This is a genomic window from Clostridium sp. MD294, from assembly GCF_000364165.2.
Taxonomy (GTDB): domain Bacteria; phylum Bacillota; class Clostridia; order Lachnospirales; family Anaerotignaceae; genus Coprocola.
In genome coordinates this window covers 1,748,113-1,772,974 of record NZ_CP097810.1, presented here as the reverse complement: position 1 = coordinate 1,772,974, position 24,862 = coordinate 1,748,113, and the positions used below count along the sequence as shown (strand labels likewise).

The following is a 24,862-nucleotide window of genomic DNA, read 5'->3' as shown; positions in this document are numbered from 1 at the left end:
AATACTTCTACCCATATTACTATAGTACAATTTATTTATATAAAAAAAGCCAGCACAATACAATGCTGGCTTTTCTCTATATTATTATTTTACAACAATATTTACTATTTTATTTGGAACATAAATTTCTTTTACAATTGTTTTTTCTTCTAGTCTTGAAGCCAATGCTTCTTTTGCTTTTGCTAATACTTCTTCTTTACTATCTTCTGCTCCAACAACTAAATTATCTCTAAATTTTCCATTGATTTGTAATGCAATTTCAATACTGTCTGTTTTTAATTTTGTTTCATCATAAACAGGCCATTTTTCAGCAAATACAGAAGTAGTATGACCCATTTCTTGCCACAACTCTTCTGCAATATGTGGTGTAAATGGTGCAAGTAATACAACAAGTGTTTCTAATGTATTTTTGTCAATACCATTTTCTTTTTTCGCTATATCAATCATTTTATTGGTATATTCCATAAAACCACTTACAACAGTATTCATAGTTAATGCTTCTAAACGGTTTGTAATTTCATATACTAATTTATTTCTAATGAATGTCATATCTTTTGTTTCTGCTATAGTATTATCTTTATAAGTTGCAATCAATTTCCAAACTTTGTTTAAATAACGGAATACACCATCAATACCACTATCGTCCCAATCAGAGTCTAATTCTGGTGGGCCAACAAAAAGTTCATACATTCTCAAAGAGTCACAACCATATTTTTCTACCAAGTCATCAGGAGAAACCACATTTCCTACAGATTTACTCATTTTTGCACCATTTTTAGTAATCATACCTTGATTAAACAATCTTGTAAATGGTTCATCAAAATCTACTGCACCAATGTCATATAAAAATTTAGTATAAAATCTAGCATAAAGTAAATGTAATACAGCATGCTCAATACCACCAACATACAAGTCAACAGGCATCCATTTTTTTAGTGCTTCTTTGCTTGCTAATTCTTTATCATTGTGATTATCTACATAACGTAAGAAATACCAAGAAGAACCTGCCCATTGAGGCATTGTATTTGTTTCTCTTTTTGCAGCAGCACCACATTGCGGACAAGTTGTATTTACCCACTCATCAATGTGAGCTAATGGTGACTCTCCTGTATCTGTTGGTTTATAAGACTCTACTTCAGGAAGTTCAATAGGAAGCTGGTCTTCTGGTACTGCAACAGCACCACAATGAGGACAATGCACAATAGGAATAGGCTCGCCCCAATATCTCTGTCTGGAGAATACCCAGTCACGCAATTTATAATTAATTGTCTTTTTACCAAGACCTTTTTCTTCTAAATAATGAGGTGCTTTTTCTTTGGCATCAAATGCTTTCATACCATTCCAATCACCGGAATTTATCATAATGCCATCGCCAGTATAGGCTTCTTTTAATTCTTCTTCTTTTTCGCCCTCTTTTAATATAACTTGTATAATAGGCAAGTCAAATTTTTTAGCAAATTCAAAGTCACGTTCGTCGTGAGCAGGTACACACATAATTGCCCCAGTACCATAGTCTGCTAATACATAATCAGATACCCATATTGGAATTAAAGCATTATTTAATGGATTGATACCATAGCTACCTGTAAATACACCTGTTTTTTCTTTATTTGTAATACGGTCAACAGAAGATTTTGTAGATGCTTCAAAACAATATTTCTCCATAGCTTCTTTTTGTTCTGGTGTAGTAAGTTCTTTGACATCTTTATATTCTGGAGAAAGTACCATAAATGTAGCACCATATAATGTATCTGGTCTTGTAGTATATACTATAATTTCTTTATCAGAATTTTTTACTTTAAAAGATACTTCTGCACCATAGCTTTTACCTATCCAATCAGACTGCATTTTTTTTACTTTTGCAGGCCAGTCTAATTTTGATAAATCTTGAAGTAATCTTTCTGCATATGCTGTAATTTTTAACATCCACTGTCTTAAATTTTTCTTTGTAACAACTGTTCCACAACGTTCACAAACGCCATTTGTCGCTTCTTCATTTGCTAAAACACATTTGCAGCTTGGACACCAGTTTAAAGGCATTTCTTTTTCATAAGCCAAACCTTTTTTAAACATTTGTACAAATATCCACTGTGTCCATTTGTAGTAAGATGGGTCTGTTGTGTTGACTTCTCTATCCCAGTCATAAATAGCACTGATTTCATGAAGTTGTCTTTTTACATTTTCAATATTGTCTGCTGTAGAAATACGAGGGTGTATATTATTTTTAATTGCAAAATTTTCTGCAGGCAAACCAAAAGCGTCCCAGCCCATTGGGTGAAGCACTTGGTATCCTTGTAATACTTTATAACGACTTACTACATCGCTTAATACATATCCTCTCCAGTGTCCTACATGAAGACCTGTGCCAGAAGGATAAGGAAACATATCCAAACAATAAAATCTAGGTTTTTTATCGTCTTCTTTATTAATGGGGTCTTTTTCCCAAATCTTACGCCATTTTTGTTCAATTTCTTTGAAATCATAACGACTATTCATTATATTGTTCCTCCTCTTTTTCTACCTACTTGTAAATTTCATTTTATTCTATATCTATTTTTTGTAAATAATTATTTTTAACGTTTTTAAACCCTTCCTCTCTAAAGGGAATAGGAAGGGTTTAAAAAATCTAATTCTTTATCGTTTTATGAATAAATTTATATCATAAATTAGTAAAAATTGCAATACTTTTGATATATTTTTTTGTAATAGAGAAGTAAACAACATTGTATTTTCAATAAAGTATCCATTTTATATTACAACATCACTATAATTATCACAATATATATTCAAACATAAAAAGAACGTGTAATGCACTCCCTCCCATAACAAATATATGAAATATTTCATGAAAGCCAAAATATTTTAATTTTAATTTCGACCATTTTACAGCATATATTACTGCTCCAATAGTGTATACAACACCTCCAGAAGCCAATAATACAATGCCACTAATAGGAATAGCCTGTTCTAATGGAAAAAAGGCAATTAATACAAGCCAACCCATTACTACATACAACAATGTAGAAAACCATCTTGGCACATTTGTACAAAATATTTTTAACAATATACCAGCTATAGCAAATCCCCACACACATATTAAAAGTGTCCAGCCCCATTTTCCCTTTAGAGGAATTAAACATACAGGCGTATATGTTCCTGCAATCAGTACAAATATCATAATGTGGTCAATACGTCTTAATAAAGCTGTACCTTTTTCAGATATGTTTAAAGTGTGATAAATTGTGCTTGCACCATACAAAAGTAACAGAGAAATGCCAAACATCAAAAAAGCAATTACTGCAACGAAAGAAGCTTCTTTCTGTGCTTTTGTTACTAACATAATTAATATTGGAATAGACATTAAAAATCCTAAAAAATGGGTAATTGCATTAACAGGTTCTTTAATTTTAAACTTTCTATTTTCTTCGCACTTCATTTTATTCATCTCCTAACCATATTATATAGTTTTTAAAACTACATTATATCATAACAATATTATAACCCTTTTCCATTCCTTTTACAATAAAATTTTCTATTTTTTTATTGATACATAGTTTGTAATACTATATAATATAGTTACATTATTATGATTAAAAAAATATAGGTGAATAAAATATGAAAGAACAAAAAAATATTACAGAACAAATTTCAAAAATATTAGACAGTTATGATATTGTGCCAATAGAAACGATACCTAATATAGATTTATATATGGACCAAGTTACTACATTTATAGAAAGTGCTTTATCTGGCTGCAAACGCAATAAAAACGATAAAATTCTTACCAAAACAATGATAAACAATTATGCTAAAGCAAAAATTTTTCCACCACCTCTAAAAAAGAAATATACTAAAAATCATATTATGCTTTTAATTATGATTTATCATTTAAAATCTATACTGTCTATTTCTGACATCAGCAGATTATTAAAACCTGTTACAGAGGAATTAACAAAAAATATGCAATCTCCTCTTTTAGAAATGATTTATAGCGACTTTGTGGAACTACAAAAACAAAATCAAAAAAATATTGCTATGGTATTAGAAAACAATTATATAGAAAATACCATAGCATCACCACAATATCATCAATATGAAAATGAAACAATTCAAAATATCATTGTTGTATTGCAGTTAGTAATACAGTCTAACACAGAAAAAAGAATTGCAGAGAAAATATTAGATGCTCATTTTTCTGTCAAAAAAACAACTTCAAAATCATAAAGACAAAAAACAGGAGGGAAAAACAATGACACTAAAAGAATTAGAGAAGGCAGCAGAGCAAGGCGATGCTCAAGCACAATATGAATTAGGACGTTGCTATGATGCTGGTGACAAAGTACCTAAAGATAATGCTATAGCAGCAAAATGGTTTGCTAAAGCTGCAGAACAAGGACATACTGTTGCACAGTTTAATTTAGGTTGTTGTTATGATTATGGGGAAGGTGTAGAACAAGATTATACCAAAGCTATGAAATGGTATACTAAAGCTGCTGAAAGCGGAGATACTCATGCACAATTTAATTTAGGTAATTTTTATTATAAGGGAAAAGGTATAATACAAAATTATACGGAAGCTGTGAAATGGTACACCAAAGCTGCTGAAAATGGTGATGCTAAAGCACAAAATACTTTAGGTTTTTGTTATAATCAGGGAAGAGGTGTAATACAAAATTATACGGAAGCTGTGAAATGGTACATCAAAGCTGCTGAACAAGGGCACACTGAAGCACAGTTTAATTTAGGTTGTTGCTATAATTGTGGGGAAGGTATAGAACAAGATTATACCAAAGCTATGAAATGGTATACTAAAGCCGCTGAAAATGGAGATGCAACAGCACAATTTAATTTAGGTAATTTTTATTATACTGGCGAACACGTAGAACAAAATTATACTGAGGCTGTGAAATGGTATACTAAATCTGCTGAAAATGGATTTTATTTATCACAATTTCGTTTAGGTATGTGTTATTATAATGGGGAAGGTGTGGAACAAGATTATACCAAAGCTGTAGAGTGGTTCACTGAAGCTGCAAAACAAGGCTATGCTGAAGCACAATTTAATTTAGCACTTTGTTATTCTGTTGGCTGGGGAGTGAAAAAAGACGATACACTAGCTGTAAAGTGGTATACTGAAGCTGCTGAAAACGGAGATGCAATAGCACAATATAATTTAGCAGTTTGTTATGATAATGGCTTTGGAGTGCCTAAAGATTATGCTATGGCAGTACAATGGTATAAAAAATCTGCTGAACAGGGATACTCAAGAGCCCAAGTTAATTTAGGTAATTTTTATTATGATGCGGAAGACATAGAACAAAATTATACGGAAGCTGTGAAATGGTATACCAAAGCTGCTGAACAAGGAAATGCTGATGCACAGAATAATTTAGGTCATTGTTATCATCATGGGTATGGCATAGAACAAAATTTTACAGAAGCTATAAAATGGTTCACTAAAGCTGCTGAACAGGGACATACACAAGCACAACAAAATTTAGATACTTGTTATGTTTTTATTCATATACCAGATGAAATATAAAATTACAACTACATCAGAAGCATAGTATTATTATAATATCATAATATGAAAATGAAACAATTTAAAATATTATTGTTGTATCAAAAAATATGTTTAATATGATAAAGGGAACAAACAAAGGGGAGAAATAATGGTACTAAAAGACTTAAAGAAGGCAGCAAAGCAAGGAGATGCTCAAGCACAATATGAATTGGGACTTTGTTATGATGCTGGTGACAAAGTGCCTAAAGATAATGCTATAGCAGCAAAATGGTATGCTAAAGCTGCTGAACAAGGACATACGCAAGCACAGTTTAATTTAGGCTGTTGCTATAATTGTGGAGAAGGCGTGGAACAAGATTATACCAAAGCTATGAAATGGTATACTAAAGCTGCTGAAAACGGATATACTGATGCACAATATAATTTAGGTAATTGTTATTATAATGGAAAAGGTGTAATACAAAATTATATGGAAGCTATGAAATGGTATACCAAAGCTGCTGAACAAGGAAATGCTGATGCACAAAATAATTTAGGTATTTGTTATTATAAAGGAAGGGGTGTAATACAAAATTATACAGAAGCTGTGAAATGGTACACCAAAGCTGCTGAAAACGGAAATAATGATGCACAATATAATTTAGGTATTTGTTATTATAATGGTTACGGAGTTACACAAGATTATATACAAGCTATTAAATGCTATACTAAAGCTGCTGAAAACGGACATGATAAAGCACAATATAATTTAGGTATTTGTTATACTTATGGACATGGCGTAACAAAAAATGATGCCATCGCACAAGAATGGTTTTCTAAAGCAATGCAGAAAGACAACAATATTGTTATACAAAAATTTCAAAAACAAGCTGAAAATGGAGATATTGAAATACAGTTTCAATTAGGTTTGCTTTACTATAATGGTCAGGGAATAACACAAAATTATACACAAGCTGTACAATGGTTTATGCAGGCAGCGGAAAAAAGACACATAAAAGCACAATATTTTTTAGGCATTTGTTACTATAAAGGAAGAGGTGTGAAAAAAAACTATAAAAAAGCTGTAGAATGGTTTACTAAAGCAGCAGAAAATGGAGATGCTAATGCACAAAATAATTTAGGCATTTGTTATGAAAGGGGGCATGGTGTAAAAAAAGATACTATTTTTGCTATGCAATGGTACGAAGAAGCATTAAAACAAAATAATTGCTATGCTTATTATAACACCGCTAGATGTTACCATAATAAAGCAGTAACAAAAATTAAATGGTTGTGTATTATATTGATTATAGTTTCTTTATTTGTTCCTAGCATAAATATTGTAGTAATTTGTATTGCTATAATTGTTTCTCAGCTTATTTATCCTATAAAATTAAAAAGTAATTTTTCTGAAGCATTTACTAAATTCAAATTGTTATTAGGTATATTAGTTATATTTAGTATACTTTCATTATTTATTCCTACTATAGATGCAACATCAGCTATTATGACTTTTGTTACTCTTGAACTAATTTATCCTACCTTATTGAAAAAAATATTTGAAACAGAACAAGGAAAAGAAATACTTTATTATTATCAAAAAGCATCTGATTTAGGAGATACCGCAGCAACAGAACAGTTACAAGAATTACAAGAATATTTACAATAAAAATAAAACCAGTATGTCAAAATTTAAAATACTAAAAACTTTGACATCTGGTTCTTTTTATTATATTACTTATGCAGCAATAAAACCTAAAAGCGTTTGTATACCAAAATAAAGCAATACCAATATTCCGAGTACAATTCTATACCAGCCAAACGATTTAAAATTATTCTTTTTAATATAGTTCATTAAAAATTTAATAGCAATAATAGAAACCACAAATGCTACTATCATTCCCACCAGAAGAACAGCCACTTCATCATTTTCAAATTTTATACCAAATTTCATCAATTTTAGCAAACTTGCTCCAAACATTACAGGCACTGCTAAAAAGAATGTAAATTCTGCAGCAACAGTACGTGACATACCTATCAGAAGCCCTCCAATAATGGTTGCACCAGAACGAGAAGTACCTGGAAATACTGCAGCAATCAACTGAAACAATCCTATTAAAAAAGCTGTTTTATATGTAATTTGAGAAAGTTTTACAATTTCTGGTCTTTTTCCATGGTTCATATTTTCAATAACCAAAAATAATATACCAAATAGTATTAACATAATAGACACTGTTTGATAATTATAAAACCAATCATTTAACTGGTCGTCAAACAATATACCTACTACTGCTGCTGGAATACAAGCAAATATAATTTTAAACCACATCTGCAATATTGGTATTTTAATTTGTACCCCTTTTTTAAAAGAAAAAGGAAATAGTTTATTCCAATATAACAACACTACTGCTAATATTGCACCTAATTGTATTACAACAAAAAACATCTCCATAAATTCTGCTGACATTTTCAATGTTACAAATTCCTGCAAAAGTATCATATGTCCTGTACTACTGATAGGAAGCCACTCTGTAATACCTTCTACAATACCAAATAAAAACGCTTTAAATATTTCTCCCCAGTTCATTTTTTTTCTCCTTAATAACGTATTTTTTCCATTTTAAACGATTTTTTTATAATTGTCTATATCTACGAATTGACTTTTTGCTCAAAAAGCTATACTCTTAATATAGCAGACATTTATAATATAAAATTATGAATATCTTTCATTTGGAAGGAGTTTTGTTATGTTAAAAAAAACATTTCTTATAATTATGATGGTTTCTGTTTGCTTTTGCATAGGTTGCCAAAAAATAAATACTTTTTTTGGAGAAGAAAAACAAAGTATAGCTTCCACTAAAAAAACTTCACAATCAGAATATACTGCATGGATTTATATGCCTTCTACCAGAACAATAAAAAACACTATGGTGCAATATTCTACTCCATTAGAATTTACATCAAATGACATTATTATAACAGAACATTTGCCTAAAGCAAAAAATTTAAAGCCTAAACTAGAAAGCGAATTAAATACATTTATAGAAAATTTAAGTTCTGAATTTGGTGATGCAGTATTATCTGATATTGATTTTTCAATACTGCAACAGCAAACAGCAATACCAGAAAGTTCTTTACAAAATCGTATTTCTATTGAAGGTACATTATCTTTTATTGGATACTATGCTAGTATAAAATTAACTGCTACCCCTAGCATAATAAATCAAAATACAAATGAAGAAATAGAACTACATTCTATTGAAGAAAATACTTATTATATTACAAAATTTTATAATGTCAAAGAAAATAAAGAAGCACAAATGCAAGAATTATTTTCAGATAAAAAATATATTTCTGTATTACAAAAATATATTCAAAACAAACTGTTATCTGAAAATGAAGAACATTTTAATGTATTAAAACGTTCTTTTTCTAATTTATCTGAAAATGATTTTTCGTTATGTTATGAAAGTGGAATTGATACAAATACTGAACCGCATTTTTTAGTATTATTAAATGAGCAAAATCCTTATTGTATTGGTAATACTACTGTTACATTAAATTTATCTCTTTTAATACCCTATTTATCATTTTCACCTAATGAAGTAGAAGACATTATGGATATTCCAAATTTACTTACAAAACAGTTTATTGATACAACGGATACTTTTTCAATACAGCAAGACAGTTCTATTACCATAGAAGGCTGTGATGACACATTATTCATTGCTGTCAGAAATTATAAAAATCAAACTATGACAGATAGAGTAAATGAACAATTAGATGTATCACAAAGAATATACGCTGATACAAACCCTATGTTAAACTATATTTCAAAAGCAGACACTTGTTCTTTTAAAGTAGTAGCATTTAAAGGGGTAGGTCCTTTTTTAAAAGTATTTATATTAAGCAATGCTACAGTAAACAATCAATATTTATTTAATCAAAGAAACATATTAATACATATGCCAAGTGGAGAACAATTATCTGTTCGAGATTTATTGCTACCTGACATCATAGACAATTTAACAGAAGTACAACAACTTCATTTAGATGATACTGATTTTACATTAGAAAATAGCGGAAAAATTACTGTACCACTACAACCTCCCGCTGAAGATGGTACTATGAATATTGTTTATGAAAGCAAACTATTTGATTTTTCAAAATATTCAAATTTTTAACAAAAGGAGTTTTATATGAAAAAGCCTACAAAAATAGTAATATCTTTTTTATTTATTTTATTATTTGTTAGTATGATTTCTACTGCAATTTATATGAGCTTTGCAGAAAAAACACAACAGCAAACACAAACTGCTGACAAAAAAACAGAACAAACACCTAAAACAGAAACACAAAAAACAACTCAAAATACACAGCAAACACCAGAAAATACAGAACAACTATCTGAAAATATAGAACAAACACCAGAAGATATGACAGAAGAAACGCCTCAAATTGACTGGACACAATTTTCTACAACGGACTTTTATGATGGTGCTTTTCCTAAAATTGGCGTTTGTGCTGTTACAGCTGCTATAGGTGAAAATATTCTTTCTGCATTTGAGCATAATATACCAGAACACGAAACTATGCTATATTACGATACAATAGAAAATAATATTCAAAATTTATTATCTGGAGAATATGATATAATACTTTCTCCTTTTCTTTCTGATGATTTATTATCATTACAGCAGCAATATTATACAGAATTAGAATTAATTCCTATTGCAAATGAAGCTATTGTTTTTTTAGTCAGCAACAAAAACAGTTTACAAAATTTATATTTAGAAGACATTCAAAATATTTATTCTGGTAGTATTACAAATTGGGAAAACTTTACAAGAGAAGAAGAAAATATTGTTGCATATCAAAAGCCTGAAAATTCCTTAATACAATATTTATTTTATTCTTTTGTTTTGTCTAAAGATAGAATTATGACACCACCACACCAAATTAAACAAAATGAAAATCGTGAACTGGAAAAAGTAACTTCTTACTATGATGGTGGAGAATATGCTATAGGATATGACACTTATTATTATGCCTATAATATACTTTTTGATTATAATATAAAAATGCTTGCTATTGATGGCATATATCCTACTAAAAGAAATATCAAAAGAGGTATTTATCCTATTATGACAAATTATTATGCTATTGTTAGAACAAATAGTAGTACAAATTCACCAGAAAGAAATCTTGTACAATATTTAATATCACCAACAGGACAGCAACTAATAGAACAAAGTGGATATATTCCTCTCAACTAAAAAAATGATATAAAAAGACTTTTTATAAAAATTAGTATTTTTTTTGACATATTAAAAAAAGCCCACTCAGGGCTTTTTTATTTTATTCAGACTCTTTTTTCTTTCCTAATCCAAGAAAACCTTTTTTCTCTTTTTCTGGTTTTGGCTGTTCAATTTCTTTGTTAGAAAGATTTGGCTCTTTTTTTACAAACACTTCTTGTTTTAAAACAGGTATTTTTACACCTTTGTTTGTACCAAATTCAATCACAAAACATTCTGCTGTAATATCTGCAACTTTTCCGAACAATCCGCTATTGAGCATTACAGTATCCCCAACAGCAATTTCATTTCTTAATTCTTCCATTTTTTGCTCTCTTTTTCTTGTAGGACGAATAGAAAAGAAATACATTACTGCAAATATAATGACGCAATACATTATAATTACCATAATAGGATTGCCTCCAAAACCCCCTGCCGCTTGTTGTGTTTGTGCTGCTGCATCTGCAACAGGTGCTGCTGCCTGTGTTCCACCTGAAGGTATTATTGGTGTACTAGCATCTAATAAAAATGTTGATAAACTCATATTACATTCTCCTTATCTTTCTATAAACTTTATATACAATATATTATTATATAAAATTTATTGTCATACGTCAACAAAAGACTTATGAATTCTGTTTAAAACCTTCTAATTTTTGTTTTTTATACTGAGCGAAACGTCCCTCTTCTAATGCTTGCCTTACTTCCGCCATCATTTGATTAAAAAAGTATAAATTATGAAGTACACACAATCTCATAGCAAGCATTTCTTTTGCTTTAAATAAATGGCGAATATATGCCCTTGTGTATCTTTGACAAGCAGGACAGCCACAGCCTTGTTCTATAGGGGTATCATCTAGTTCATATTTCGCATTTAATAAATTTAATTTACCTGCATTCGTATAAACATGAGCATGACGGCCATTTCTAGAGGGCAATACACAGTCAAAAAAGTCAACGCCTCTTTCTATTGCTTCTAGTATGTTTTCTGGTGTACCTACTCCCATTAAATACGTTGGTTTATTTTGAGGTAAATAAGGCACTACTTCCTCCAATATATGATACATTTCTGAATGAGTTTCTCCTACTGCTAATCCACCTATAGCATAACCATCTAAATCCATATCAGAAATTCTTTTTGCGTGTTCAATACGAATGTCTTCATATATTGCACCTTGATTAATACCAAAAAGCATTTGTTTTTTATTGATGGTATCTTCTTTTTGATTTAATTCATAAAGTGCTTTTTTACAACGTTCTAACCATCTTGTTGTTCTGTCTACAGAATTTTTAACATATTCTTTTTCCGCTGGAATACCAATACACTCATCAAATGCCATAGCAATGGTAGATGCTAAATTTGACTGTATTTTCATACTTTCCTCTGGTCCCATAAAAATTTTTCTTCCATCTACATGAGAAGAAAAATAAACGCCTTCTTCTTTTATTTTTCTTAAAGAAGTTAATGAAAATACTTGAAATCCTCCAGAGTCTGTTAATATTGGTTTATTCCAAACCATAAATTTATGAATACCGCCTAATTTCTTTACAATTTCATCTCCTGGACGAACGTGCAAATGATAAGTATTTGACAATTCTACTTGACAATTTATTCTTTCTAAATCTTCTGAAGATACTGCGCCTTTTATAGCTGCTATTGTACCTACATTCATAAAAACAGGTGTTTGTATGACACCATGAGGAGTATAAAATTCTCCTCTTTTTGCTCTACCCTCTACTTTTAATAATTTATACATACTTTTCCTCATTTCTTTGTTATATTATTTTTAATACTATACATTTTTTTTGTTTTTTTTTCAAGTTATATTACCATATATCATTAAATTCTGGTATAATTTATAATACAAAATAAATTTTTATCATATTATAATAAAAGAACGGAGAAACTTATGTCAAATATTAATTTTATTGCTTCTTCTACATTTGGTTTAGAAGCTGTTTTAAAAAGAGAAGTGATTGCATTAGGTTTTAAAAATGTAAAAACATATGATGGTAGAGTAGAATTTACAGGAGATGAAACAACAATAGCAAAAGCAAATTTATGGCTGAGATGTGCAGGACGTATTTGGATAAAAATGGGTACTTTTAAAGCAGTAACATTTGATGAACTTTTTGAACAGACAAAAGCATTACCTTGGGGAGAATGGATTACAGAAGATGGTAAATTTACTGTAGTAGGAAAATCTGTAAAATCCACATTGTTCAGTGTTCCAGACTGCCAAGCTATTGTTAAAAAAGCAGTAGTTGAAAAATTAAAACAAAAATATCATACAGACTGGTTTGATGAAACAGGTGCTTCTTACACGATACAAGTTGGTATATTAAAAGACATTGTTACATTAGCTATAGATACTTCTGGTTCTGGACTTCATAAAAGAGGTTACAGAGAAAACGCCATGATTGCACCTTTAAAAGAAACATTAGCCTCTGCTATGGTGCAGTTAAGTTATTGGAGAAAAGAACGTATTCTTTTAGACCCTTTTTGTGGTTCTGGTACTATTCCCATTGAAGCAGCTATGATAGCCAGAAATATAGCACCTGGATTAAATCGAAAATTTGCTTCTGAACAGTGGGAAAGAATAGGTCAAAAAATATGGAAACAACAACGTATTGAAGCATATAAAGCAATAAAATATGATGTTATGCCTGAAATTTATGGAAGTGACATTGACGCAGAAGCGATTGCTTTAGCAAAAGAAAATGCTATAAAAGCAGGTGTTGACGATTGTATACAATTTGAAGTAAAATCTTGTTTCGATTTAAAATTACCTGGTAAATATGGTGTTTTGATTACAAATCCTCCTTACGGTGAAAGAATAGGAGAATTAAAAGAAGTAGAAAATATCTATAGGGTTTTAGGTGAGTTAATGCAACAAGACAAAACATGGTCAACTTATTTGATTACTTCTATGGAATATTTTGAAAGTCTTTTTGGAAGAAAAGCAGATAAAAAACGAAAATTATTTAATGGACGTATTAAAACAGACTATTATCAATTTGAAGGGCCAAGGCCTCCCAAAAATTAAAAAATAGCGAGTGTTATGATTAACATTCGCTATTTTTATATTTTATCTGCGTCTTCTTCTTCTCATGCGACGGCCATCATTACGACTATGTTTGCGACGATTTGTTTTAAAAATATATTTAGAACGTCTTCTTCTATTTCTACGACTTGCCATTACTGCTATTATGCCTGCTAACAATGCAATCACTGCTGCTACAATTCCTATTATAATAGCAACACTTTTTAATGAAAAAGAAAACAAATTGCTTGTTAAATTTTGAAAGAAATATTTTATTGTAGTTAATATTGTGCCTTTTTCTATTTCTTTTTCTGCATAAATGTCTGTTTCTTTTATCACTTCATTTTTTGAATTTTTATAAGTCATTTTTCCAATAGGTTCTGCTGTTGAAATAGGTGCTTTTAATTTTGTGGTATTATCTTCTTTATTTTTTTGTTGCTCTACTAAATCACTTTTATATTCTATCACTTTTTCTATTGTTTCTGCTTCTTCTTTTAGCATATATTCATTAATATCTTCTTTTACAACAATATTTAATGTATCCCCTAAAAGTCTATTATGTTTTGACAACGCAACTGTATCTACAACATCACCTGATTTTTGCAAATCTAACATATCAAAATTATCAAAACCATATTCAAATAATGCTTTTGTATCTGTCCAGCGTGCTGGGTCTTCTGAATGAAACACAACAGCTATTAATGTAGTATTATCTTTTTGTGCTGCTGCTGAAAGGCAATCCCCTGCCTCGTCCATAAAGCCCGTTTTTAAGCCAATTGCATATTCATATTGATATTCATTATCCGTCACCAATAAATTATGGTTTGTCCAATTATACTTTCTTATTTTTAATGTATCATTTTCAAACCCTGCAATATCACCTTCTACACCATCTCCAGAATATCCTTTTTCTTTTGCAATTTCTGATATTGTTTCATTTTTGAGTGCTTCTTGTGATATAAAAAACATATCATGTGCTGTAGTATAATGATTTTCATCGTGATAACCATGAGCATTAGCAAAATGAGAATTTGTAGCACCTAACTGTTTTGCTTTCTCGTTCATTAATTCTGTAAAAACTTTTATACATTCTTCATAAGGAAGTTCTTGATTATTCTCTATTTTTCTTGCTACTGTAACAGCTAATACATTAGCAGAATCATTTCCAGAAGGAATAAGTAATCCACGAATTAAATTTTTAACAGTAAGTGTTTCTCCTCTAGTATGTCCTGCTTTACTAGAATCTGCTGGTATCTCATTAATTTCAGAACCTACCGTAATTAAGTCATCTGGTTTAAGATGTTCTAATGCAATGATTGCTGTCAATAATTTTGTCATACTTGCTGGATACATTTTTTTATCCATATCTTTTTGATATATAATTTTTCCTGTTGATGCTTCTGCTAATATTGCTGTTTGTGCAACTATTTCAGGTGGTGCTTCTGCTGCAAAAACAATATTAGGAAATGCCATTAACAGAATAAACAAAACAGCTATTATTTTATTTATTTTTTTCATGAAAATACATTCCTTCCTGTATTGTAATGACGAAAGCAGTATTTTAAATACTATTTCATACAAAATTTTATAAAAATACAATACTTTGTTTTTATAACTGTATCAATCCTTTATCTACCATTGTTTGCAATCCAGTCATAACACCAATTTTTCCATGATGCCAGCTTAATCCTCCCTGCATATAAACATGATAAGGGGGTTTAATAGGAGCATCTGCACTCAACTCTATAGAAGAACCCTGTACAAATGCTCCTGCTGCCATAATTACTGGACAATCATATCCTGGCATATCCCAAGGCTCTGGTGTAACATAGCTGTCAACAGGTGCTCCCTTTTGTATTCCCTGACAAAAAGCAATAACGTTTTCTGCACTTCCCATTTGTATTAGCTGCACAATATCAGCTCTTGTTTCATTTGATTTTGGTAAAACAGAAAATCCCAAGTCTTCAAATAATTTTGAAGCAAATATTGCTGTTTTAATACTTCCATTTACTACTTGAGGTGCCATAAAAAGCCCTTGCAGAAAAGAAGATGTAATTCCTAATGTTGCTCCTACCTCTTTTCCTAATCCAGGTGCTGTTAAACGATAAGCAGCATTTTCTACAAATTCCTCTTTTCCTACAATATAACCTCCTATAGGTGCTAAACCACCTCCAGGATTTTTAATCAAAGAGCCTACTACTAAATCTGCTCCTACTTCAGAAGGTTCTTGTATTTCTGAAAATTCTCCATAACAGTTATCTACCATACAAATCACATCTTTTTTAATGGATTTTATAAAAGAAATCAATTCTTTTATTTGTGCAACTGAAAAAGAAACTTTCCATCTATATCCTTTAGAACGTTGTATTGTAACAAGTTTTGTTTTTTCTGTAATCGCTTTTTCAATACCATCATAATCAAATTTATCTTCAGGTAACAAATCCACTTGTTTATAAGTAATACCATACTCTGTCAAACAACCTTTTTCTTTTCTTATGCCAATAACTCCCTGCAATGTATCATAAGGTAGCCCTACTGGAGATAAGAGTTCATCTCCTGGTCTTAAATTTCCTGCTAGTGCTACCGCTAGAGCGTGTGTACCACAAGTCAATTGTGGGCGTACTAATCCACTTTCTGTACAAAATACATCTGCATAAATATTTTCCAACACATCTCTACCTAAATCATTATAACCATATCCTGTTGTTGCTGCAAAATGAATATCACTTAATTTATTTTTCTGCATAGCAGAAAGCACTTTTAACTGATTATATTCTGTAATCTCATCTATTTTTTGAAATTGACTTTTGATTTCATTTTCTTTTTGTATACAATACTGTAACACTTTTTCACTGATACCAAATTTTGACTGCATTATATCATATAATTCCTGCATATTTATACTACTCTCCTATCACATTTGTTTGTTTTAAATATTGTATTATTTCCTCTGTTGCTTTTTCTAAATTCTGGTCTGTAATATCTATCCAATACCCATTTGTTTGTCTTTTAAACCATGTTAGCTGCCTTTTTGCAAAATGTCTTGTATTTTTTTTCAAATCATATATTGCTTGTTCTAATGATATTTGTTGACTAAAATAAGGTATCAATTCTTTATAACCTATTGCTTGCATAGAAACGAAATCTTTCGTATAACCACTTTTTAATAACTGTTCTACTTCTTTTAAAAGTCCTTTTTCTATCATAGTATCAATTCTTTTTTCAATTCTATCATACAATTTTTGTCTTTCCATTGTCAAAACTATCATTGCAGTATGATAAGGGGATTGTTTTTGTTTTTGCTCTGTATTGTATTTTGAAAAAAGCTGTCCTGTAAAATGATGATATTCTAATGCTCTTGTTACACGCTTTACATTATTTGCATGAAGTGTTTTAGCATAATCTGGGTCTATTTCTTTCAATTTTTGGTACAATGCTTCTGCACCATTTTCTTTTGCAAAGGCATACATATCATTTCGAAATGTACTGTCTTGTTCTATTTGTTCAAATAATGTATCATATACTATTGCATTGATATAGAAGCCTGTCCCTCCTACTAATATAGGAATTTTGCCCAAATTCCATATTTGTTCCATATATTGTTTTGCTTTTTTTTGAAATATCATAACATTATATTCTTCATTAGGCATTATTTCATCTATTAAATAATGTTTTATACCTTTCATTTCTTGTTTTGTAGGCTTTGCTGTTCCAATGTCCATATTACAATATACCTGCATAGAGTCTGCAGATATAATTTCTCCATTTATTTTCTGTGCCAGCAAAACACCTACATCTGTTTTACCACAGGCAGTTGCTCCTCCTATTACTACTAAAGGCTTTTTCAATATTAAAACCTCTTTTCTTAGTTTTGTATTCTTTTAAAACGTTTTTCTAATTCATATTGTGTCATTTCTATAATTGTTGGACGTCCATGAGGACAGGTAAAAGGATTTTCTAATTGTAATAATTTTTCTATCATTTCTGTAGCTTCTGTAATACTGAGCTTATCATTTGCTTTTACTGCTGCTTTGCAAGCCATTGTAGCAATGGTTAATACTTTTGTATCATACACATTCTTAATTGTAATATCTTCCAACAAATCTAATATATCTAAAAAGAATTTTGTATTAGTAGGTGCTTTCATAATAAAAGGAACACTCAAAAGTGCATAATTTTTTGGTGTTGTTTCTTCTATAGAAAAACCAAATTGTTTTAATAGTTCTTTATTTTGTTGTAATATCTCTTTTTCTTTTTCTGTTAAATTTAATAATAAAGGTTGTAATAACATTTGTGAAATTACTTTTTTTTGCTTGAGATGTGTCATTAGTTCTTCATACAGTATTCTTTCATGAGCTGCGTGTTGGTCTATTATAAAAATACTTTTGGACTGTTCTATTACCCAATAAGTATTAAAAATTTGACCTATTATTTTATAATTTTTAAAAAAAGTATCTCTTGTTCTTTTTGTCTGTATAGATTGTATTTCAAAAATGTCATTTTGATTTTTTTTTGAAGCATACATTGTAATATCTTCTTTTGCTTCTAAAACAATATCTTTTTTATTTTTTAATAAATTATCAACGCTTTTCAAAGAAGGAATTTGCATTTTTTTATTTTGTTTTGGTGGAATATATAAATCATTTTGTTGTACTTCTTTTTCTAATATTTTTTGTTGTATAGGAGTTGTTTCTATTTTTATATTTTTTTCTTTTTGATATTGTTCTACTTCTTTAGAATTTTTGCTGTTCCAATCTACTTTACTAATAAGTATCTCATTTTCAAATGTTTTACAAACTGCTTCGTAAAACATTTGATAAATTTCATCATCATTATGAAAACGTACTTCCAATTTTGCTGGGTGAACATTAACATCTACCAAAGTAGGTGGTATAGAAAATTGTAATACATAAACAGGAAATTTTCCTATCAACAACCTTGTCTTATACGCTTCTTCTATAGCAGAAGAAATAATTTTATTTTTAATATATCTGCCATTGATAAACAAATTTTCATAAGAACGGTTTGCACGAGAAAGCTCTGGTTTTCCTAGCAATCCTGTAATACTATACTCTCCCTTTTTATAATTGACCTCAAGCATTTTGGTTGCTGCATCTTTTCCATATACATAAAGTACAGCAGTTTTTTTGTCATGATTTCCAGAAGTATGTAATATTGTAGTATTGTTATTGACATACTTAAATGCAATATCAGGGTGTCCTAAAGCAAATTGATTTAAAATTTCAGAAATATGGCTTGCTTCTGTAGAAGGCTTTTTTAAAAACTTTCTGCGTGCAGGTACATTATAAAAAAGATTTTTTACAATAATACTAGTACCCTCTGTACAAGCTGCACTTTGAAATTGTACAATCTCTCCTCCATTGATTTCAATAAGTGTACCACTTTGTTCTGATTTTGTTTTTGTAATCATTTCTACTTGTGCTACACCTGCAATACTAGCGAGTGCTTCTCCTCTAAATCCTAATGATAATATTTTTTCTAAATCTTCTATCAAAACAATTTTATTTGTTGCGTGTCTTACAAAAGCCATTTTTACCTGCTCTTTTGCAATACCATGTCCATTATCTGTAACACGAATATAAGAAGTACCACCTTCTTTTATTTCTACAATAATAGAAGTAGCACCTGCATCAATAGCATTTTCCACCAATTCTTTTACAACTGACTTTGGAGACTCCACAACTTCTCCAGCAGCAATTTTATTGATTGTTTGATTATCAAGAAGTTGTATTTTCTGCATTGTTCTACATTCCTTTTATTTTTTTCTGTAAATCAAATACTATTTGTAATGCTTCCATAGGTGTAATTGAAAGTACATCAATATTACTAATTTCCTCTATTATTTGCATCTCCTTTTCTGAAAGCATATCTATTTGCTCTATAATATCCTCTGTTTCTTCTTTTGTTTCTACTGCTATTTTTTTCGCTTCCTTATTAATATCAGCAGCATTTAATTTTTTTAATATTTCTGAAGAACGACGTATTACTTTAGAAGGTAATCCTGCTAATTTTGCTACTTGTATACCATAGCTATTACTTGCACCGCCTTTTTGTATTTTTCTTAAAAAAACAATATCTTCTCCATTTTCTTCCACAGAAATTCTATAGTTTTTGACACCAGGCAATTTATTTTCTAACTCTGTTAATTCATGGTAATGTGTTGCAAACAGTGTTTTTGCACCAATTTTTTTAGTATCAACAATGTATTCTAAAACAGCCCATGCTATACTCAAACCATCAAATGTACTTGTTCCTCTACCAATCTCGTCCAGTATTAAAAGGCTGTTTTTCGTGGCATTATTTAAAATATTAGCTACTTCTGTCATTTCTACCATAAATGTACTTTGTCCAGCAGAAAGGTCGTCTGATGCACCTACTCTCGTAAAAATTCTATCTACTACACCAATTACTGCACTTTCTGCAGGCACAAAACTACCTATCTGTGCCATAAATACAATTAACGCAATTTGTCTCATATAAGTAGACTTTCCTGCCATATTGGGCCCTGTAATAATAGAAAGTTTATCTTTATCCATATCTAAATAAGTATCATTTGGTATAAATTGCTCTCCTATCATTTTTTCTACTACAGCATGACGGCCATTTTTAATATCTATAATACCCTCTTCATTCACAACAGGTTTTATATAATTCATTTTTTCTGCTACCTCTGCTAATGATACTAATGTATCAATTATAGCAACATATTGTGCAGAAGATTGTATTCTTTTTATTTCATCTGCTATAGCATTTCTAATATCTACAAAAATTTGGTACTCCAGTTCTACTATTTTTTCTTCAGAACCAAGTATTAACTCTGCAAGTTCATTTAATTCAGGTGTAATATATCTTTCGCAATTTGCTAATGTTTGTTTTCTAATATATCTATCTGGTACTTCATTTAAATAAGATTTCGTAACCTCTAAATAATAACCAAATACTTTATTATAACGTATTTTTAATGTTTTAATGCCTGTTTCTTCTTTTTCCTTTTGTTCTAATTCTATTATCCAATTTTTTCCTTCTGTACGAGAACGAACATAAATATCTAATTTTTCATGAAATCCTGATTGTATCATGCCTCCTTCTCTCACACTAATAGGAGGTTCCTCTACAATAGATTTTTCAATTAATTCACATACATTATCTAATGTATCTAAATTTTGTACAATTTCTTTTAAATAATCACTTTGACAATTTGTAATTACTTCTTTTAAAAGTGGAAGTTTTGCAATAGATTGTTTTAATGAAATTAAATCTCGTCCATTTGCAGTCTGATACACTATTTTGCTCATTGTTCTTTCAAAATCGTGTATATATTTTAAAATTTCTTTTAATTCTTCTCTTAAAAATACATTTTCTTTTAATTCTTCTACACCATCTAATCTTTTCTGTATTTCATAAATTTCAATCAAAGGCTGCTCTATCCACTTTCGCAACATTCTTGCACCCATTGCTGTTTTTGTATTATCTAACACCCATAAAAGAGAACCTTTTTTTCCTTTTTCTCTCATTGTTTCTGTCAATTCCAAATTTCTTCTAGAAGATACATCTAACACCATAAAGTCATTAGAAACATATAATTTTAATTTATTAATATGGCTTAAATCATTTTTTTGTGTATCATACAAATAACAAAGTAATGCACCACTAGCACTAATTGCACAGTTTTGATTTTTAATTCCAAAACCATTTAAGTTTTTTACATGAAAATGGTCACACAACTTTTTCAAAGCAGTTTGATAATGAAATAGCCAACTATCACAAGCAGTTATTTTTAAATAAAATCTATTTTCAATTTCTTTTATCTTTTCACTTTTTAAAAACAATTCATTACACAATAATTCTGCTGGACGATATTTTGCTATTTCTTCTACAATTTTTTCTTCCCCTTGTAAAAAAGGAAATTCAGAAGTTAAAAATTCTCCTGTTGTTACATCACAAACAGAAATGCCATACCCCTCTTTACTTGCAAATATTATCATAATATAATTATTTTTTGTTTCATCTAAGGCACCCTTATCTAATATTGTACCTGGTGTAACAACACGAATGACATCTCTTTTTACAATACCTTTTGTTGCTTTTGGGTCTTCTAATTGTTCGCAAATAGCAACATTATATCCTTTTTCTACTAACTTCACAATATAGCTTTCTGCTGAATGAAAAGGTACACCACACATAGGTGCTCTTTGTTCTTGTCCCCAATCTTTCCCTGTTAAAGCAATTTCTAATTCTCTTGACGCCACTAAAGCATCGTCAAAAAACATTTCATAAAAGTCACCTAAACGAAAAAATAAAAGACAATGTTTATAATTTTTTTTGATTTCAAGATACTGTTCCATCATAGGGGTGATTTTTCCCATGTCAAATCTCCTTTCTCAATGATGCTCTATCAAAAGTAATACCCGAATCGCTTATGTCAATTCGGGCATTGATAATAAAAAGTATTCCCATTTTTATATTACAAAAATATGATTACTCATTTTATAATTAATGGCAGCCGCCTCCGCAAGAAGCACAGCAATCAGGACTGCAACCACCTGTTTGACTTGGGTCATCTCCAGCTAATGTCGCTGTTACAATAGAAAATACAGAGCTAATAAATTGATTGAATTTAGACTCTGCTGCAAATAAATTTGCTGCTGCTTCATTTGATTTAATTACTTCTCCTCTTTTTTTCATTTCTTCAGCAAAAGCTTTTTGTTCTTCTTCTGTTGTTTTTCCTGCTGCAAAACGGATTTCAAAGTCTTGCTGCATTTCACCATATTCTTTTATCAATTTTACTATTTCTGTATCTGCTTCATATACTTTTTTAGCTTGTAAAAGCTGCTCTACTTCTGGTGTATTCATTAATTCTTTTCCTAATTCTCTTGCTAATTCATATACAGATGCCATTTTTTAATCATATCCTTTCTCCAATTACATAAAATGTTTTACTATCTATAATTTTTACTGGCAATATACTGCCAATTAACTCTTTTTCACCTTCAAAATGTACTAATGTATTATTTTCAGTTCTGCCTGTTAATATATTACTGTTTTGTTTGCTGACTTCTTCCACTAATACCTCTGCTACTGTTCCAATTTGTTTTTTATGAATTTCTTCTACAATAGGATTTAACACTTCAAGCAATCTATTAAATCTATCTTTTACAATCTCTTCTGGTATTTGATTTTCCATTTTTGCTGCTGGTGTACCAGAGCGTTTAGAATAAATAAATGTGAATGCAGTACAATATTTTACTTGACGAATTACATCTAATGTTTGTTGAAAATCTTCTTCTGTTTCTCCTGGAAATCCTACAATAATATCTGTACTAATTGTAATATCTTTTATAGCATTTTTTAATTTTTTTACTAATTCTAAATATTGCTCTTTTGTATAGCGTCTATTCATTTTTTTCAAAATAGCACTACTTCCTGATTGTATAGGTAAATGGATATAATTACACACTTTTTTGCAGCTTTTTATTGTTTCAATCAATTCATCTGATAAATCTTTGGGGTGAGATGTCATAAAACGAATTCTTTCCAAACCATCTATTTCATTGATTTTTTGTAATAATTTCGCAAAAGAAAGAGGTGTTTCTAAATTTTTACCATAAGAATTGACATTTTGTCCTAACAACATTACTTCTTTTGTACCATTTTTCACCAAATTTTCAATTTCATGAATAATATCTTCTGGTTTTCTACTTCTTTCTTTTCCTCTTACATAAGGTACAATACAATAGGAACAAAAATTTTCACAGCCATACATGATATTAACAGAAGCTTGAAATGTACTCTTATATAATGTTGGTATATCTTCTATTATTTCTCCTGCATCTTTCCAAATATCGAAAAGTGTTCCTTCTGTTTGCATACTATTATATAGTAATTCAGGCAGTTTATATAAATTAAATGTTCCAAAAACAATATCTACATATTTATAAGATTTTTGCAATTTTTCTATTACAATATCCTGCTGTGTCATACAACCACATAATGCAATTTTCATATTTTTGTTTTTGCCTTTATAATATTTTAATCTGCCTAATCTTCCATACACCTTTTCTTCTGCATTTTCTCTAATACAGCAAGTATTATATATTACAAAATCCGCAGTTTCTTCTGTGGGACTTTCTATATATCCCATATTTTCAAGCATACCAGCTAATTTTTCAGAATCATGAGCATTCATCTGGCAGCCTGTAGTCAATATAAAATAACTTTGTTTTCGTCCTATTTTTTGCTCTAGCTCAGAAATATATGTTCTCATTTTATACATATATTCTTGTTGCTTTATTAACTCAGCTGTTGCTACAGTGTTATTTTCCTTTTCCATCACCGTACTTCCACCTTTATTAAATTCTATCATTTTCTGTAATATTTCATAATTTAAGTATTATAGCACAAAAAAAGAATTCCTTCAACATATTATGTCAGAATTGTTATAAAATTTGTTTTTGTTGCACTATTATTTTATAAAATATAAAAATTAAAATATTACTATTATGTTTCTAATAAATAAAATTTTTTACATTTTTATAGTTTTTTAAACAAATAAAAGAAACCCCCAAAAAAAGTATTTTGGGGGTTATCATTTTTGTGAAATTATCTCTTACTAAATTGTGGTGCACGTCTAGCTGCTTTCAAGCCATATTTCTTTCTTTCTTTCATTCTTGGGTCACGAGTTAAATATCCTGCTTTTTTCAAAGCTGGTCTATAATCTGCGTCTGCTTCCAACAATGCTCTTGAAATACCGTGTCTAATTGCACCTGCTTGACCTGTAAATCCGCCACCGTATACATTTACAAGTACATCAAATTTTGCAGTTGTTTCTGTTAATTCTAATGGTTGGCGTACAATTAATTTTAATGTTTCCATACCAAAATAATCATCAATATCTCTTTTATTGATTGTAATTTTACCACTACCAGGCATTAAATAAACTCTTGCAACGGAAGATTTTCTTCTGCCTGTACCATAATATCTAGCTGCTGCCATACTTGCTT

The 24,862-nt window shown here is 29.9% G+C and carries 19 protein-coding genes; 6 read left to right on the top strand and 13 right to left on the bottom strand.

Translation table 11 applies throughout. The annotated features are described in order from the left end of the window. Positions 1–84: 84 nt before the first annotated feature. Both leuS and trhA read right to left on the bottom strand, forming a co-directional pair. Complete coding sequence (gene leuS / locus C820_RS08805) at positions 85–2,496, bottom strand: leucine--tRNA ligase (protein WP_004034671.1); 2,412 nt, start codon at positions 2,494–2,496, stop codon at positions 85–87. A 277-nt stretch (positions 2,497–2,773) separates the two neighbouring features. Continuing rightward, positions 2,774–3,436 carry a PAQR family membrane homeostasis protein TrhA gene (gene trhA, locus C820_RS08800; protein WP_004034672.1) on the bottom strand — a complete coding sequence of 221 codons (663 nt, stop codon included), beginning with the start codon at positions 3,434–3,436 and terminating at the stop codon, positions 2,774–2,776. A 179-nt stretch (positions 3,437–3,615) separates the two neighbouring features. Between trhA and C820_RS08795 the strand changes: the two genes are divergently transcribed. The 3 genes from C820_RS08795 (at position 3,616) to C820_RS08785 (ending at position 7,172) form a co-directional block, all read left to right on the top strand. Then, positions 3,616–4,224: a DUF1836 domain-containing protein gene (locus C820_RS08795; protein ID WP_004034673.1), complete on the top strand. Its 609-nt coding sequence runs from the start codon at positions 3,616–3,618 to the stop codon at positions 4,222–4,224. A gap of 25 nt (positions 4,225–4,249) precedes the next feature. Beyond that, positions 4,250–5,542, top strand: coding sequence for a tetratricopeptide repeat protein (locus C820_RS08790; RefSeq protein WP_004034674.1), 1,293 nt, complete (start codon positions 4,250–4,252; stop codon positions 5,540–5,542). 130 nt (positions 5,543–5,672) lie between these two features. Further along, entirely contained in the window at positions 5,673–7,172 is a 1,500-nt protein-coding gene (locus C820_RS08785) for a tetratricopeptide repeat protein (RefSeq protein WP_004034675.1), read from the top strand. Positions 7,173–7,241: 69 nt separating this feature from the next. Here the strand turns inward: C820_RS08785 and C820_RS08780 are convergent, their stop codons facing one another. Continuing rightward, on the bottom strand, positions 7,242–8,090 hold the full coding sequence (locus C820_RS08780; protein WP_004034677.1) for an undecaprenyl-diphosphate phosphatase: 849 nt from the start codon (positions 8,088–8,090) through the stop codon (positions 7,242–7,244). A 160-nt stretch (positions 8,091–8,250) separates the two neighbouring features. Here C820_RS08780 and C820_RS08775 point away from each other — a divergent pair, with 160 nt between their 5' ends. Both C820_RS08775 and C820_RS08770 read left to right on the top strand, forming a co-directional pair. Beyond that, entirely contained in the window at positions 8,251–9,687 is a 1,437-nt protein-coding gene (locus C820_RS08775) for a hypothetical protein (RefSeq protein ID WP_004034678.1), read from the top strand. Positions 9,688–9,702: 15 nt separating this feature from the next. Continuing rightward, positions 9,703–10,779 carry a PstS family phosphate ABC transporter substrate-binding protein gene (locus C820_RS08770; RefSeq protein ID WP_004034679.1) on the top strand — a complete coding sequence of 359 codons (1,077 nt, stop codon included), beginning with the start codon at positions 9,703–9,705 and terminating at the stop codon, positions 10,777–10,779. An 82-nt stretch (positions 10,780–10,861) separates the two neighbouring features. Here the strand turns inward: C820_RS08770 and yajC are convergent, their stop codons facing one another. Further along, the gene (yajC, locus tag C820_RS08765; protein ID WP_004034680.1) at positions 10,862–11,341 is read right to left on the bottom strand and encodes a preprotein translocase subunit YajC; all 480 of its coding nucleotides are present in this window, start codon (positions 11,339–11,341) and stop codon (positions 10,862–10,864) included. Between the two features lie 82 nt (positions 11,342–11,423). Next, complete coding sequence (tgt, locus tag C820_RS08760) at positions 11,424–12,554, bottom strand: tRNA guanosine(34) transglycosylase Tgt (protein ID WP_004034681.1); 1,131 nt, start codon at positions 12,552–12,554, stop codon at positions 11,424–11,426. A 153-nt stretch (positions 12,555–12,707) separates the two neighbouring features. On the opposite strand from tgt, the gene C820_RS08755 reads away from it, so the two are divergent. Beyond that, positions 12,708–13,844 (top strand): THUMP domain-containing class I SAM-dependent RNA methyltransferase, encoded by a 1,137-nt coding sequence (locus C820_RS08755; RefSeq protein WP_004034682.1) that lies wholly within the window; start codon positions 12,708–12,710, stop codon positions 13,842–13,844. A 42-nt stretch (positions 13,845–13,886) separates the two neighbouring features. Here the strand turns inward: C820_RS08755 and C820_RS08750 are convergent, their stop codons facing one another. The 8 genes from C820_RS08750 to rpsI all read right to left on the bottom strand — a co-directional run bounded on the left by C820_RS08750 (position 13,887) and on the right by rpsI (position 24,854). Next, a complete protein-coding gene (locus tag C820_RS08750; protein ID WP_004034683.1) occupies positions 13,887–15,359 on the bottom strand; it encodes a D-alanyl-D-alanine carboxypeptidase family protein in 1,473 nt (490 codons plus the stop codon). Between the two features lie 91 nt (positions 15,360–15,450). Further along, positions 15,451–16,737: a methionine gamma-lyase family protein gene (locus tag C820_RS08745; RefSeq protein WP_004034685.1), complete on the bottom strand. Its 1,287-nt coding sequence runs from the start codon at positions 16,735–16,737 to the stop codon at positions 15,451–15,453. 7 nt (positions 16,738–16,744) lie between these two features. Continuing rightward, positions 16,745–17,689: a tRNA (adenosine(37)-N6)-dimethylallyltransferase MiaA gene (miaA, locus tag C820_RS08740; protein WP_004034687.1), complete on the bottom strand. Its 945-nt coding sequence runs from the start codon at positions 17,687–17,689 to the stop codon at positions 16,745–16,747. A 17-nt stretch (positions 17,690–17,706) separates the two neighbouring features. Continuing rightward, positions 17,707–19,602 (bottom strand): DNA mismatch repair endonuclease MutL, encoded by a 1,896-nt coding sequence (gene mutL, locus C820_RS08735; protein ID WP_004034688.1) that lies wholly within the window; start codon positions 19,600–19,602, stop codon positions 17,707–17,709. A gap of 4 nt (positions 19,603–19,606) precedes the next feature. Next, a complete protein-coding gene (gene mutS / locus C820_RS08730) occupies positions 19,607–22,228 on the bottom strand; it encodes a DNA mismatch repair protein MutS (protein ID WP_004034690.1) in 2,622 nt (873 codons plus the stop codon). A 127-nt stretch (positions 22,229–22,355) separates the two neighbouring features. Further along, a complete protein-coding gene (locus tag C820_RS08725) occupies positions 22,356–22,760 on the bottom strand; it encodes a YlbF/YmcA family competence regulator (RefSeq protein ID WP_004034691.1) in 405 nt (134 codons plus the stop codon). Positions 22,761–22,767: 7 nt separating this feature from the next. Then, positions 22,768–24,192, bottom strand: coding sequence for a tRNA (N6-isopentenyl adenosine(37)-C2)-methylthiotransferase MiaB (gene miaB / locus C820_RS08720; protein ID WP_004034692.1), 1,425 nt, complete (start codon positions 24,190–24,192; stop codon positions 22,768–22,770). 269 nt (positions 24,193–24,461) lie between these two features. Next, positions 24,462–24,854 (bottom strand): 30S ribosomal protein S9, encoded by a 393-nt coding sequence (gene rpsI, locus C820_RS08715; protein ID WP_004034693.1) that lies wholly within the window; start codon positions 24,852–24,854, stop codon positions 24,462–24,464. Between the last annotated feature and the right edge of the window lie 8 nt (positions 24,855–24,862).